General features: G+C 63.3%; 12 protein-coding genes. 2 read left to right on the top strand and 10 right to left on the bottom strand.

Features of this window, described 5'->3' with window-relative positions; genetic code table 11:
* Nucleotides 1-53 precede the first annotated feature (53 nt).
* The 10 genes from G3N95_RS11005 to rpsB all read right to left on the bottom strand — a co-directional run bounded on the left by G3N95_RS11005 (nt 54) and on the right by rpsB (nt 10,741).
* A complete protein-coding gene (locus tag G3N95_RS11005) occupies nt 54-545 on the bottom strand; it encodes an OmpH family outer membrane protein (protein WP_241018377.1) in 492 nt (163 codons plus the stop codon).
* A gap of 86 nt (nt 546-631) precedes the next feature.
* A complete protein-coding gene (gene bamA, locus G3N95_RS11000) occupies nt 632-2,944 on the bottom strand; it encodes an outer membrane protein assembly factor BamA (protein WP_205970016.1) in 2,313 nt (770 codons plus the stop codon).
* Nucleotides 2,945-3,009: 65 nt separating this feature from the next.
* Nucleotides 3,010-4,398, bottom strand: coding sequence for an RIP metalloprotease RseP (gene rseP, locus G3N95_RS10995; RefSeq protein WP_205970015.1), 1,389 nt, complete (start codon nt 4,396-4,398; stop codon nt 3,010-3,012).
* A gap of 7 nt (nt 4,399-4,405) precedes the next feature.
* Nucleotides 4,406-5,611 carry a 1-deoxy-D-xylulose-5-phosphate reductoisomerase gene (locus G3N95_RS10990; RefSeq protein ID WP_205970014.1) on the bottom strand — a complete coding sequence of 402 codons (1,206 nt, stop codon included), beginning with the start codon at nt 5,609-5,611 and terminating at the stop codon, nt 4,406-4,408.
* Nucleotides 5,612-5,633: 22 nt separating this feature from the next.
* Complete coding sequence (locus G3N95_RS10985; RefSeq protein WP_205970013.1) at nt 5,634-6,455, bottom strand: CDP-archaeol synthase; 822 nt, start codon at nt 6,453-6,455, stop codon at nt 5,634-5,636.
* Nucleotides 6,449-7,231: a polyprenyl diphosphate synthase gene (gene uppS, locus G3N95_RS10980; protein WP_205970012.1), complete on the bottom strand. Its 783-nt coding sequence runs from the start codon at nt 7,229-7,231 to the stop codon at nt 6,449-6,451. Before uppS ends, G3N95_RS10985 begins: the two co-directional genes overlap by 7 nt.
* A 71-nt stretch (nt 7,232-7,302) precedes the next feature.
* Entirely contained in the window at nt 7,303-7,863 is a 561-nt protein-coding gene (frr, locus tag G3N95_RS10975) for a ribosome recycling factor (protein WP_205970011.1), read from the bottom strand.
* Between the two features lie 93 nt (nt 7,864-7,956).
* Nucleotides 7,957-8,670: a UMP kinase gene (gene pyrH / locus G3N95_RS10970; protein ID WP_012400732.1), complete on the bottom strand. Its 714-nt coding sequence runs from the start codon at nt 8,668-8,670 to the stop codon at nt 7,957-7,959.
* Nucleotides 8,671-8,914: 244 nt separating this feature from the next.
* Nucleotides 8,915-9,796: a translation elongation factor Ts gene (tsf, locus tag G3N95_RS10965; protein WP_205970110.1), complete on the bottom strand. Its 882-nt coding sequence runs from the start codon at nt 9,794-9,796 to the stop codon at nt 8,915-8,917.
* Nucleotides 9,797-9,988: 192 nt separating this feature from the next.
* Nucleotides 9,989-10,741 (bottom strand): 30S ribosomal protein S2, encoded by a 753-nt coding sequence (rpsB, locus tag G3N95_RS10960; RefSeq protein WP_205970010.1) that lies wholly within the window; start codon nt 10,739-10,741, stop codon nt 9,989-9,991.
* Nucleotides 10,742-11,154: 413 nt separating this feature from the next.
* Between rpsB and map the strand changes: the two genes are divergently transcribed.
* Nucleotides 11,155-11,964 carry a type I methionyl aminopeptidase gene (gene map, locus G3N95_RS10955; RefSeq protein ID WP_205970009.1) on the top strand — a complete coding sequence of 270 codons (810 nt, stop codon included), beginning with the start codon at nt 11,155-11,157 and terminating at the stop codon, nt 11,962-11,964.
* Between the two features lie 25 nt (nt 11,965-11,989).
* The gene (locus G3N95_RS10950; protein ID WP_205970008.1) at nt 11,990-14,569 is read left to right on the top strand and encodes a [protein-PII] uridylyltransferase; all 2,580 of its coding nucleotides are present in this window, start codon (nt 11,990-11,992) and stop codon (nt 14,567-14,569) included.
* Nucleotides 14,570-14,966 lie beyond the last annotated feature (397 nt).

Genomic DNA, 14,966 nt, shown 5'->3' with positions numbered 1-14,966 from the left:
CGCGCCGGAGGTGTTGCGCCGGGCGGCCGCTGTACGCGCCGTCCGGTCCGGCTTTAATTGCTGCTCGATGCCAGCGCCTTGAGCACCTGATCGGTGATGTCGATGCGCGGGCTGACGTAGACCGCTTCCTGCACGATCAGATCGTAGTGCTGCTGCTCGGCGATCTGCTTGATCACCTTGTTCGCGCGGTCGAGCACGGACGCCAGCTCTTCGTTACGGCGCTGGTTCAGGTCTTCGCGGAATTCACGCTGCTTGCGCTGGAAATCCGTGTCGAGTTGCGACAGATCGCGTTGCTTCTGCGCGCGGTCGGCGGGCGCCAGCGACGCGCCGTTCTTGTCCAGCGAGTCGGACATCGACTTCAGACGCTGCGCCATGTCCTGCAGGTCCTTGTCGCGCTTCGCGAACTCCGCTTCGAGCTTGGTCTGCGCCGCTTTCGCCAACGTCGACTCACGCAGGATGCGATCCGAATTCACCGCGGCGATTCGCGCTTCCTGCGCCTGCGCCGCGTTGGCGGCGCCCACGCCGAGCGTCATGGCCAGAGCCATTGCACACGCCGCACGTTTCGAAAACATACCAGTTAGCAAAGTCATCCTCTCGATGCTGTAAGGGGTTCCAGTTCCGGTGCGCGCGATCAGAACGCCGTACCGATCTGGAACTGGAACTTCTGATACTGGTCGCCCGTATGTTTCTGGAGCGGGAAGCCCAGCGACAGCTTGAGCGGCCCGATCGGCGAAATCCACGCGAGACCCACACCGTAACCGTAGCGCAGGCCGTTCGAACCGACCGTCGTGTCGCCGCCCTGACGCGAATCGCCCCAGACGTTACCGGCGTCGAGGAACGTGAACACACGCAGCGTGCGGTCATAACCCGTACCCGGCAGCGGGAACGTCAGTTCGACGTTCGACACGAACATCTTGTTGCCGCCGATCGGGTCGTTCGTGACCTTGTCGCGCGGACCCAGCGAGCTCGGTTCATAGCCGCGGACCGAGCCGATACCGCCTGCGTAGTAGTTCTTGAAGATCGGGTACGCGTTGCCGATGCCGTTGCCGTAGCCGCCCTGCACGTTGAAGCCGATCACGAAGCCGCGCGAGAACGAGTAATAGTACTGCGCCTGCAAGTCGGCCTTGTAATACTCGGTGCCGCCGATCGGCGTGCCGTATTCGGCGTTCGCCTGCGTGAAGTAGCCGCGGCTCGGCACCAGCGCGCTGTCACGTGCGTCGCGCGACCAGCCGACCGTCAGCGGCACGTTGTTCGACACGCGGCCGAAGTCCTGCACGTAGTTCTTGTAGGCCTGCGGCGTGTTCGCGTCGACGTCGAGCGTGTTCTGCTCGAAGCCTGCGCCGAAGTACACCGTGTCCACTTCCGAGAACGGGATGCCGAACTTCAGGTCGCCACCCATCGTGACGATGCGGAAGCTCGAGTCCGTCGAGTAGTACAGCGGCTCGTACGTGCGGTAGTAGACGTCCGTGATGCGCTTGATGCCGTCGACCGTGAAGTACGGGTCGACCTGGGTCACCGTCAGCGTGCGGTACGTTTTCGCGGTATTCACGTTCACCGAGAGGCTCGTACCCGAACCGAACACGTTGTCCTGCGACACGCCTGCCGACAAGACCACCTTGTCCGTCGACGAGAAGCCGGCACCCAGGGTGATCGCGCCCGTCGGCTTTTCAGCGACCTTGACGTCGACGTCCACCTGGTCCGGCGTACCTTCCACAGGCACGGTCGTCACGTCGACGTCCGTGAAGTAGCCGAGACGGTTGATACGATCCTTCGACAGCGCGAGGCGGTTCGAATCGAACCACGAGCTTTCGAGCTGGCGCATTTCGCGACGCACGACTTCGTCGCGTGTACGCGTGTTGCCGACCACGTTGATGCGGCGCACGTAGACACGGCGGCTCGGATCGACCTGCAGCGTGAGGTCGACCTTGTGATGTTCCTGGTCGATCTGCGGCAGCGCGTTCACCGTGGCGAACGCATAGCCGTATTCACCGAGCTTGTCGACGATCGCCTTCGTCGTGGCCTGCAGCTTTTCCGCCGAGAAACGGTCGCCCGGTTTGATCTTGATCAGCTTGTTCAGCTCGGCTTCGCGGTCGAGCAGATTGCCCGCGAGCTTGATGCTGTTGATGGTGTACGGCTCGCCTTCGTGCAGCGTCACCGTCAGATACATGTCCTTCTTGTCCGGCGTGATCGATACCTGCGTCGACTCGATGTTGAACTCGAGATAGCCGCGATTCAGGTAGTACGAGCGGACGTTCTCGAGGTCGCCGGTGAGCTTCTCTTTCGAATACAAGTCGTTCTTCGTGTACCACGAGAACCAGTTCGGCGTGGACAGCTGCATTTCGTCGCGCAGCGTGCCCGTGCTGAACGACTTGTTGCCGATGAAGTTGATCTGGCGGATCTTCGCGCTAGGACCTTCGATCACGGCGAACAGGACCGCAACACGGTTGCGATCGATCGGCGTGATCGTAGTCGTGACTTCAGCTGCGTAAAAACCGCGCGTCAGATACTGGCGCTTCAGTTCCTGCTCGGCCTTGTCGACGAGCGCCTTGTCGTAGTAGCGGCCCTGCGACAGACCGACGGCGCGCAGCGCCTTGACCAGGTTGTCCTTTTCGAATTCATGCAGACCGGAGAAATCGATCGTGCCGATGGCGGGACGTTCGAGCACCTGCACGACCACGACCTCGCCTTCCGTGGCGATCTTCACGTCGTTGAAGAAGCCCGTTGCGTACAGCGCGCGGATGGCTTCGGAAGCCTTCTCGTCGGTAAACGTGTCGCCTTGCTTGATGGGGAGGTAGGAGAACACCGTGCCGGGTTCGACCCGCTGCAGCCCCTCGATCCGAATGTCTTTCACCACGAAGGGTGTCGTCGCGTGGGCCGCCAGCCCATGCGCGGCGATTGCCGCGGCTACAACCGTCTTTGGAACAAAGCGATGAGGTTTAAACAACGTGCTTCCCCAGTGTGTATAGCTGCATCAGGTCAGGCGGGCGCCATCGTACGCCGCCAGACACTTTAAAAATGGATTAAACGAGCAAGATCGTTGAACAGCGCGATCGCCGACAAGGCGACGATACAAGCCAGTCCCGCTCTTTGAAGAACGAGCTGCCAGCGATCCGATACGGCTTTGCCGGTAACAGCTTCAACCAGATAATATAACAGATGCCCCCCGTCCAATACCGGTATTGGTAAAAGGTTGAGCACGCCGAGGCTTATGCTGACTAGCGCGAGGAACGAAAGGAATGCTGAAGGACCGAGTCTTGCGCTCTTGCCTGCGTAGTCCGCGATGGTAACGGGACCCGACAGGTTCTTCAGCGATGCTTCGCCGACGATCATCCGGCCGAACATCCGCACCGAGTACACAGCAAGGTCCCACGTGCGATGCACGCCCAGCCGCAGGCTTTCCACAGGACCATAGCGCACGTCGATGGAAGGCACCTGGGTCGCGAGTTCCGCACCGATCCGGCCGATCGGCTGACCCGTCGTTTCATCGCGCTGCGTGCCGGGTACGATGGTTAGATTCTGTAATGCACCCGCTTGCTGATTCTTCGCGCCGCGTTCGATCTGCAGCACGATCGGCGTACCCGCATGCGACTTGATGTAGTTGATGAAGGTCGTTGCGTTGTCAGCGGGATGACCGTCGATCGCGCGAATCCGGTCGCCTGCGCGCAGGCCCGCCTGCAGTGCCGCGCTGCCGGACTGCACACCCGCCACCGACAGCGTGCCCCCGCCCGGCTCGAAGCCGAGACGCGACATGAATTCGTCATCGACCTCCTTCTCGGTAAGGTTCTGCAAGTCGAGCGGGAAGTCGAAGGTGCCGTGCGCGTCCTTCGCGGTCAGCACTACACGCTTGTGATCGAATGCGGCACCCAGCAGCTTCCAGCGCAGATCGGACCACGAGCGAACCGACTCGGATTCGCCCGCATTCGCGTCGCGCACGGCCACCACGGTCTCGCCGCCGTCGAAGCCCGCGCGCGCCGCCGCCGTTTCGGCTGCGGGCGCCGCGACGATTGCAGCGGGTTCCGTGACGCCCGTCGCGAACACCGCAGCGAACAGCACGATAGCCAGGATGAAGTTGGCGACCGGGCCGGCCGCCACGATCGCGATACGCTTGCCCACCGATTGACGGTTGAATGCGCGCGGCAGGTCGTCCGGTGCGATGAGCACGCCCTCTTCGCGCTCGTCGAGCATCTTGACGTAGCCGCCCAACGGCAACGCCGCGATGGTCCACTCGGTACCCGTCTTCTTGCTGACCCAACGCGCGAGCGGCTTGCCGAAGCCGATCGAAAAACGCAGCACTTTGACGCCGCACAGGCGCGCGATGCTGTAGTGGCCATACTCATGGACGACCACCAGTACGCCAATCGCGACTGCGAAGGCGACCAGTTCGATCAGCAGGTTCATAAACGCCTCACTGGACGGCGCGTTCCGTAAGGCGAGCGCCCGCCGGCAGACCGTCGATGTACGCGTGGGCGGCGCGGCGCGCGGCGGCGTCGGCATCGACCACGTCAGCGAGGCTCGTTGCCTCGCGGTTGGGCAAGGTATTCAGCACGGCGTCGACCACTTGCGCGATCGCCATGAAGCCGATGCGGCGCGTCAGGAACGCTTCGACCGCGATCTCGTTCGCCGCATTCAGCGCCGCGCTCGCGACGCCGCCTTCGGCCAGCGCCTTCATGGCCAGCGCGAGGCACGGGAAGCGCGTGTAATCGGGCTTTTCGAACGACAGTTGCGCAATCTGCACGAGATCGAGTTGCGCGACGCCGGAGTCCACGCGATCGGGAAACGCGAGCGCGTGCGCGATGGGCGTGCGCATGTCCGGGTTACCCAGTTGCGCGAGCACCGAACCGTCCGCGTACGACACGAGCGAATGGATCACGCTCTGCGGATGGATCAGGACGTCGATACGGTCGCCCGGCAGATTGAAGAGCCAATGTGCCTCGATCACTTCGAGGCCCTTGTTCATCATCGTCGCCGAATCGACGGAAATCTTGCGGCCCATCACCCAGTTCGGGTGCTTGCACGCCTCTTCCGGCGTCACGTCGACGAGCGAGGACGGTTCGCGCGTGCGGAACGGGCCGCCCGACGCCGTGAGAATGATCTTCGACACGCCGCCATGCAGCGCCGATTCGCGCGGCAGGCATTGGAAGATGGCGTTGTGTTCGCTGTCGACGGGCAGGAGGATCGCGCCGTTGTCGCGCACCGCGTCCATGAAGATCGAGCCCGACATCACGAGCGCTTCCTTGTTCGCGAGCAGAATGCGCTTGCCGGCGCGCGCCGCCGCGAGACTCGGCTCCAGACCGGCCGCCCCGACGATCGCGGCGACCACGGTATCGCAGCCGTCGCTCTTCGACACGTCGACCAATGCCTGCGGACCGTACGCGACTTCCGTCTTGCAGCCCGCTGCGCGCAGTTTCGCGGCCACGCTTGCCGCCGTGTCGGCATCGCCGACCACGGCCACTTCGGGCTGGAAGCGCAGGCATTGCTCGACGAGCTTGTCGCCGTTGCGGTGTGCCGTCAACGCGTACACCGAGAAGCGGTCAGGATGACGCGCGACGACGTCGAGCGTGCTGTCTCCGATCGAGCCCGTGGAACCGAGCAAAGTAAGTCGTTTTTGCATATCTCTTTCTCTAGCCAATGGGCTACGACAATACGAGCATCGCGAGCGGCAGCACCGGCAACAAAGCGTCGATGCGGTCGAGCACGCCGCCGTGACCCGGCAGCAGATTGCTCGAATCCTTCACGCCGGCCTGGCGCTTGAGCATCGATTCGAACAGATCGCCCACCACGCTGAACACGACCAGCAAGGTCAGCGTGGCAAACGCACGAGCGGTGCCCAGATGGTCGAGCAGCGCGGAAAACAGGGTCGGCGCGAAGGCATGGGTGGCGACGGTTACGGCGGCGACGATCATCACGGCCAGCCATCCGCCGATCGCCCCTTCCCAGGTCTTGCCAGGGCTGATCGACGGCGCGAGCTTATGCTTGCCGAATGCCTTTCCGGCAAAGTATGCGCCGATATCGGCCAGCCAGACCACCAGCAGCAGGGAAAGCACGAATGGCACGCCCGCCATCCGCGCCGCGACGAGCGCATGCCAGCAGGCGGCGAACACGACGACACCAGCCAGCAGCAGGAACGGCCGCCATGCGCCCTGCGCGAGCGTCGGCTTGCGCAGCAGCACGAACGGCCCGGCGAATATCCAGAAGATTGACGACGCCTGGAAGAGCGGCCGCGGCGCCGTGACACCCGTGCCGAGCTTCGTGCTGACGACGAGCGCGAGCGCTGCGACGATCGCGTAGATCACAGGCCCGGCGCCCGGCAGCTTCAGAAGCCGCGCCCATTCCCATGCGGCGAACACGACGACGAAGGCGATCAGCGCGCCGAAGCCGCCGATCGGCGCCCACAGCGTGACAGGCAGAAGAATGGCCAGCAGGACGATCGCCGTGATGACACGGGTTTTTAGCATGGAAGCGAATCGACGTTTTGCGATTGCGGCTCGAGCTGCGCGCTGGTCCGGCCAAAGCGGCGCTCGCGACCGGTGTACGAGGCCATTGCGCGGCCAAGCGCGTCGGCGTCGAAATCCGGCCAGTAGGTATCGGTGAAATAGAACTCGGTGTAGGCCAGCTGCCACAGCAGGAAGTTGCTGATGCGCTGCTCGCCGCCCGTGCGGACGAACAGGTCCGGCTCGGGTGCGTAGGCCATCGCGAGGTGTTCCGCGAAGGCTTCCTCGCTGATCTCGACGGAACGGCCCGCCGCCACCGACTGCTCGACCAGCTTGCGCGTGGCCTGCATGATGTCCCAGCGGCCGCCGTAGTTCGCGGCGATGGTCAGCGTGAGACGCGTGTTCTTCGCGGTCTTGGTTTCGGCGCGGGTGATCAGATCCTGGATCTTCTTGTCGAACATCGACAGATCGCCCACGACGCGCAAGCGGATGCCGTTGGCGTGCAGCTTGCCGATTTCGCGCTCGAGCGCAGTGACGAACAGACGCATCAGGAACGACACTTCGTCGGTCGGACGGCGCCAGTTTTCGGAACTGAACGCGAACAGCGTCAGGTATTCGACGCCCTGGCGCGCGCAGGCTTCGACAGCCGCGCGCACGGCGTCGACACCGCGGGTATGGCCCGCAACGCGCGGGAGACGGCGTTGAGTCGCCCAACGGCCATTGCCGTCCATGATGATCGCGATGTGACGCGGTACGGCTGACACGTCAGGTACGCGAACGGTTGAGCTTGTATAGGTCATGGCCGTCGGGTAAAGCTAAAGAAAGAAACGATGATCAGTGAAAATTTGCGTGTCTGGTTTGCGCCAGACCGTCAAACCGTCATGATCTCGCCTTCCTTGGTCTGCACGAGCTTGTCGATCTCGGCCACGAACTTGTCCGTCAGCTTCTGGACGTCGTCGCTGGCGCGGCGCTCGTCGTCTTCCGAGATTTCCTTGTCCTTCACGAGCTTCTTGAGCTGCTCGTTGGCATCGCGGCGCAGATTGCGCACGGCCACCTTGGCCGTTTCGCCTTCGCTCTTGACGACCTTGGTGAGTTCCTTGCGGCGCTCTTCCGTCAGCGGAGGCATCGGAACGCGGATTACGTCGCCGTGTGAAGCCGGGTTCAGGCCCAGATCCGATTCGCGGATCGCCTTTTCGACGACGGAGACCATCTTCTTTTCCCACGGCTGCACGCCGATCGTGCGGGCGTCGACGAGCGTCAGGTTCGCGACCTGCGAGATCGGCACGGGCGAACCGTAGTAATCGACCTGGATGTGATCGAGCAGACCCGTGTGGGCACGGCCCGTACGGATCTTCGACAGATCGTTCTTGAACGCGTCGAGCGAGCGCTGCATCTTCTGCTCAGCGCCTTTCTTGGTGTCAGCCACAGACATGATTAAACCTCCGAACCTTCAAAACGATGCGGGCCCGCCAGCGCGCGAGGCGCAGCCAGAGCCCGCGTTCAAGCCCACAGAATGCAAGAGAGTTTACACGTGGACGAGCGTGCCTTCGTCTTCGCCCTGCACGATGCGCTTGAGCGCGCCCGGCTTCACGATCGAAAACACGCGGATCGGCAGCTTCTGGTCGCGGCACAGCGCGAACGCCGTCGCGTCCATCACCTGCAGGTTGCGGCCGATTGCCTCGTCGAAACTGATCGTCGTGTAGCGCGTCGCCGACGGGTCCTTCTTCGGGTCGGCGGAATAGACGCCGTCGACCTTGGTCGCCTTCAACACCACTTCGGCGCCCACTTCCGAGCCGCGCAGCGCCGCCGCCGTGTCGGTCGTGAAGAACGGATTGCCGGTGCCGGCCGCGAAAATCACGACTTTGCCTTCTTCCAGCTGACGGATCGCGCGGGGACGGATGTAAGGCTCGACCACCTGATCCATGCGCAGCGCCGACTGCACGCGCGCCTCGATGCCGGCGTGACGCATCGCGTCCTGCAGCGCCAGCGCGTTCATCATCGTGGCCAGCATGCCCATGTAGTCAGCCGTTGCACGGTCCATGCCCGCTGCACCGCCTGCGACGCCGCGAAAGATATTGCCGCCGCCGATCACCACGGCGAGCTGCGTACCGAGCCGCACCACCTCGGCCACGTCCGCCACCATTCTTTCGATCGTCGCGCGATTGATGCCGAATGCATCATCGCCCATCAGGGCTTCGCCAGAGAGTTTGAGGAGGACGCGTTTATAGGCAGTGGGCATAGAGATATCCAGATCGCGCTGAGCAGGGCAAAAAGCCGCCAAACAACAAGGAACTAACTGTAGGGGTGAAATACGGGTTCGGGCAAGCGCCGCCAAATTGACGCGCCTCGACGATCGGTCGAAGCCTGCCAACCGGGCGACCACGGCGCGCCTTTCGCGCGCCGTGGCCCAAGGACGCTGCCGGCCGCGGCGGAGTCCAGCCCCGCCGCGGGTCAAACGGTACTGCGTGAAACTTAAATGACGCTTATTGTTGCTTTGCAGCAGCGACTTGCGCAGCGACTTCAGCAGCGAAGTCGTCCTGGCGCTTCTCGATGCCTTCGCCGACCACGAACAGCGAGAACTTCTGCACGCTTGCGCTCGCCGCCTTCAGCATCTGCTCGATCGTCTGCTTGTCGTTCTTCACGAACGGCTGGTTCAGCAGCGACACTTCCTTCAGGTACTTCTGCACCGAGCCGTCGACCATCTTCGCGACGATCTCAGCCGGCTTGCCCGATTCGGCAGCCTTCTGTTCGGCGATGCTGCGCTCCTTGGCGATCAGATCGGCGGGAACGTCGTCCGACGACAGCGAAACCGGCTTCATTGCCGCGATGTGCATCGCGACGTCCTTGCCGACCTGTTCGTCCGCGCCCGTGTACTCGACCAGCACGCCGATGCGCGTGCCGTGCAGGTACGCTGCCAGCTTGTTCGACGTTTCGAAGCGTGCGAAGCGGCGGATCGACAGGTTTTCACCGATCTTGCCGACCAGTGCCGAACGCACTGCGTCGACCGTCGAGCCGTCCAGAGCCAGTGCCGACAGGGCAGCGACGTCAGCCGGGTTCTGCTTGACCACCAGTTCGGCGACCTTCTTCGAGAAGCCGATGAAGTCGTCGTTCTTCGAAACGAAGTCGGTTTCGCAGTTCAGTTCGACGATCGCGCCGACGCCGCCTTCGATGAACGAAGCGATCACGCCTTCAGCCGTGACGCGCGACGCTGCCTTGCTTGCCTTGTTGCCGAGCTTCACGCGCAGCAGTTCTTCCGCGCGCGCCATGTCGCCGTCGGCTTCCGTCAGCGCCTTCTTGCATTCCATCATCGGCGCATCGGTCTTCGCGCGCAGTTCTGCCACCATGCTTGCGGTAATTGCCGCCATCATTCGCTCCTTGAGTCTGTCTGTCACACGCCGCCCGCATTCGATGCCGGCGACAGCATTTCGTTTCCGCGCAGCGCACAATTATTTCTTCGGGCGCTGCAACGTGCCTTTTTCGGCACGCACATTCAGATCGTCGCGACTAAAAAAAAGGGGACTATAGAGAGCCCCCTTTTTTGCCGGACACAGGGTGCTTTACGCTTCCCCGTTGACCTCGACGAACTCGTCGCCGTCGGTGCCGCGGACTGCCTGCACGACTTCGTTGACCGCGTTGGCACGGCCTTCGAGGATCGCGTCAGCCACGCCTTGCGTGTACAGCGCGACAGCCTTGCTTGCGTCGTCGTTGCCCGGGATCACGTAATCCACACCTTCCGGCGAGTGGTTCGTGTCGACCACAGCGATGACGGGCACGCCCAGCTTGTTCGCTTCCGTCACGGCAATCTTGTGATAGCCGACGTCGACGACGAAAATCGCGTCAGGAATGCCGCCCATGTCCTTCACGCCGCCGATCGACTTTTGCAGCTTGGCGATTTCGCGTTCGAACAGCAGCGCTTCCTTCTTGCTCATCTTCTCGAGCTCGCCCGCTTCGACAGCCGCTTCCATGTCCTTCAGGCGCTTGATCGAAACCTTCAGCGTCTTGAAGTTGGTCAGCATGCCGCCCAGCCAGCGTGCGTTGACGTACGGCATGCCTGCGCGCTGCGCTGCTTCGGCGATCGTGTCGCGCGACTGGCGCTTCGTGCCGACGAACAGGATCGTGCCGCGGTTCGCTGCCAGTTGACGCACGTACTTCAGCGCGTCGTTGTACATCGGCAGCGTCTTTTCGAGGTTGATGATGTGAATCTTGTTGCGATGGCCGAAAATGAAGGGGGCCATCTTGGGGTTCCAGAAGCGCGTCTGGTGACCGAAGTGGACACCGGCTTCCAGCATCTGACGCATGGTAACTGCCATGAAAATCTCCGCTAGGGTTGGGTCTTAAGCCGGCTGCCGTATCCGCCGCGCCGTCTTCGCCGCATTTCGGGAAGACCTGACGCCGCAAACACCCTGGGTGCGCCGGCTCGCGAATCTTGCGAACTCACGTTACTGCACTGCTCGCAAGGAAGCCCGCCGCCAGAATGAACAAGCATTCAAACTGACGATTGACTTAGCCAAAGAGTATAGCACGCGAGCATTGCCGGACTCAACCTGCCCGGTTGCCCAAGCTGATGCCGCCGGTTGCGCCGCCATGCGGCACCGCGGGGCACCGGCGCATCGGCGAGGCCGCGCCGCATGCACCCCGCCAAACGGGATCGCCCAGCAAACCCCAGCGATCACGCGAATAAGGTGCGATAATTCCGCGATAAACCGCATTTCAGGCCCGACTCATGGCTATTACGCTCAAAAACGAAGACGATATCGCGCAGATGCGCATCGCCGGACGGCTCGCGAGCGAGGTGCTCGACTACATCACGCCGTTCGTCAAACCAGGCATCACGACGGGAGAACTCGACCGTCTGTGCCACGAATACATGACGAACGTGCAAGGCACGGTTCCGGCGCCGCTGAATTACCAGCCGCCCGGCTATCCGCCGTTCCCGAAGGCCGTCTGCACGTCGGTCAACGACGTGATCTGCCACGGCATCCCCGGCGACAAGGCGCTGAAGAACGGCGACGCGCTGAATATCGACGTCACCGTGATCAAGAACGGCTATTTCGGCGACACGAGCCGCATGTTCATCGTCGGCGAGGGCTCGATCATGGCGAAGCGCCTCGTCCAGACCACATATGAATGCATGTGGCTCGGCATCGAACAGGTACGCCCGGGCGCGCATCTCGGCGACATCGGCCATGCGATCCAGAAACACGCGGAGGGCCTCGGCTACAGCGTCGTGCGCGAATATTGCGGGCACGGCATCGGCCAGGTGTTCCACGACGATCCGCAGATCCTGCATTACGGCCGCCCCGGCACGGGCATCGAACTGCAGGCGGGCATGATTTTCACGATCGAGCCGATGATCAACGCCGGCCGCCGCGAAATCCGCACAATGCCCGACCAGTGGACGGTCAAGACCAAGGACCGCAGCCTGTCCGCGCAATGGGAGCACACGATCCTCGTCACGCCGACGGGCTACGAAGTGCTGACCGTTTCGGAAGGCACGCCCGCGCGTCCGCAAATCGCCGCCGCCACGGCCTGATCATCTTCGTCGCCACCCGCCGCCTATGAGTAGCGTTCACGCTGTCGCCCATTCCGATGCCACGTCTCTCAAGGCGGATTACAAGGTGGCCAAGACCCCGCTGCTCGACCGCTTCAAGACCGCGTCCAACGTCGACACGTTGATGCGCTCGCTCGCTCGCATCACCGACGATGCGCTGCGCGGCGCCTGGACGGCGTGCGACCTCCCCGCCTCGCTGGCACTGCTGGCGGTCGGCGGATATGGGCGCGGCGAACTGGCGCCGCATTCCGACATCGACATTCTCGTGCTGCTGCCCGACGAGCCGATGCCGCATCTCGATGCGCGTATCGAGCGCTTCATCGGCCTTGCGTGGGACCTGGGGCTGGAACTGGGCAGCAGCGTGCGTACAGTCTCGCAATGCATCGAGGAAGCGGCCAACGACGTTACCGTGCAGACCTCATTGCTCGAGGCGCGGCGTATCGTCGGCAGCACGACGCTGTTTGAGAGTTTTTCGCTGCGTTATCGCGACGCGCTCGATCCACGCGCATTCTTCCAGGCAAAAGTGCTGGAGATGCGCCAGCGCCATGCGAAATTCCAGGACACGCCCTACGCGCTCGAGCCGAACATCAAGGAAAGCCCAGGCGGCTTGCGCGATCTTCAGCTGATTCTGTGGATCACGCAGGCGGCGGGCTTCGGCAGCAGTTGGCGCGAACTCGACGCGCGCGGTCTGATCACCGAGCGCGAAGCGCGCGAACTGCGCCGCAACGAAGGTTTTCTGAAGACGCTGCGCGCCCGTCTGCACGTGCTGGCGGGCCGCCGCCAGGACATTCTGGTGTTCGATCTGCAGACGCCGCTCGCCGAGAGCTTCGGCTTCAAGGCCACGTCCGCACGGCGCGCCAGCGAGCAGCTGATGCGCCGCTACTACTGGGCCGCGAAAGCCGTCACGCAGCTCTCGACCATTCTGATCCAGAACATCGAAGCGCAGCTTTTTCCCAGCACGAGCGGTATCACGCGCGTTCTGTCCGATCGTTTCGTCGAGAAACAGGGCATGCTGGAAATCGCCAGCGACGACGTTTTCGAGCGCGAGCCGAACGCTATCCTCGAAGCCTTCCTGCTGTACGAAGAAACGCCCGGCGTCAAAGGCCTGTCGGCACGCACGCTGCGCGCGCTGTACAACGCGCGCGACAAGATGGATCAGCACTGGCGGCGCGACCCCGAAAATCGCCGCCTGTTCATGGAAATCCTCAAGCAGCCGCAGGGCATCACGCATGCGATGCGTCTGATGAACCAGACCAGCGTGTTGGGGCGCTATCTGCTGAACTTCCGACGCATCGTCGGACAGATGCAGCACGATCTGTATCACGTCTATACGGTCGATCAGCATATTCTGATGGTGCTTAGGAACATGCGGCGCTTCGCAGTCGCGGAGCACGCGCACGAATATCCGTTCTGCAGCCAGCTGATTGCGAATTTCGACCGGCCGTACGTGCTGTACGTAGCCGCGCTGTTCCACGACATCGCGAAGGGGCGCGGCGGCGATCACTCGACGCTCGGTATGGCCGACGCGCGCCGTTTCTGCCGCGATCACAACATGTCGGCCGACGACACGGCACTGGTCGTCTGGCTCGTGCAGCATCACCTGACGATGAGCCAGGTCGCGCAGAAGCAGGACACGAGCGATCCGGAAGTGATCAAGCGTTTCGCCGATCTGGTCGGCACCGAGCGGCACCTGACGGGGCTGTACCTGCTGACGGTCGCGGATATTCGCGGCACCAGTCCGAAGGTCTGGAACACGTGGAAAGGCAAGCTGCTCGAGGACCTGTACCGCGCGACGCTCGCTGTGCTCGGCGGCGCGCGTCCCGATGCGCACTCGGAACTGAAGCAGCGCCAGGAAGAAGCTCTGGCATTGCTACGACTCGAAACGGTGCCCGAAAACGCACATCGAGCACTGTGGGACAAGCTCGACGTCGGCTATTTCCTGCGCCATGACGCCGCCGATATCGCGTGGCAGACGCGTGTGCTGTATCGCCATGTCGAGACGGTGACGCCGATCGTGCGTGCGCGGCCGTCGCCCATCGGCGAAGCGCTGCAGGTGCTCGTCTACGTGAAAGATCGCCCCGACCTGTTCGCGGGCATCTGCGCGTATTTCGACCGCAATTCGCTGTCCGTGCTCGATGCACGCGTCAGCACGACCAAACACGGTTACGCGCTCGACAACTTCCTCGTCCAGCACACGGAGCGTGATGTGCACTATCGCGACATCGCCAACCTCGTCGAACAGGAACTGGCGGAACGCCTGAGAGCGGAAGGCACGCTGCTGCCGGAGCCGTCGAAGGGCCGTTTGTCGCGCCTGTCGCGCACGTTCCCCGTGACGCCGCGCGTCGACCTGCGGGCCGACGAGCGCGGCCAGTATTACATCCTGTCCGTGTCGGCCAACGACCGGCCGGGCCTTCTTTATTCGATCGCGCGCGTGCTGGCCGAGCACCGGGTCGGCGTCCATGCGGCGCGGATCAATACGCTCGGCGAACGTGTCGAGGACGTGTTCCTACTCGACGGACACGGCCTCTCGGACAACCGACGACAAATCCAGGTCGAAACGGAGCTGCTGCGCGCGATCGCAGTGTGAGATTTCATGCGAGTCAAACTGACAGCCAAGCATCCGCGGCCGGCTTCGTCCGAACGCGCCCCTGTGCGTTCGGGCAGCACAACTGCCCGCAAGTCGACCCGGGCGTCCGCCCCGGCAGACAAACCCGCCGCGCCAAGGAAGCCGCGCAGCGACGCCGGTTCGTCGGCGGGCGCACCCGCTGCGCGTCGAAGCACGAGCACTTCCGGCGAAGCGGCTAAGCGCCCGTCCACGAGGAGCAACGCGGCCGGGGCGCCGGGAGAACGGCGTGGTCCGTCAACGGGTGCTCGCAACGGCGCACCCGCTCGCTCCGGCGACCGTCCGGCGCGTGCTGCGGGCGCTGGTTCACGCGAGCGCGGCGATTCCGAGCGCGGCAATTCCGCTTCGTTCGAGCGCCGTC

It is taken from the genome of Paraburkholderia sp. Tr-20389 (assembly GCF_017104565.1).
Taxonomy (GTDB): domain Bacteria; phylum Pseudomonadota; class Gammaproteobacteria; order Burkholderiales; family Burkholderiaceae; genus Paraburkholderia.
The sequence above is the reverse complement of the archived record's forward strand: the minus strand, read 5'-3'. Positions and strand labels throughout refer to the sequence as shown.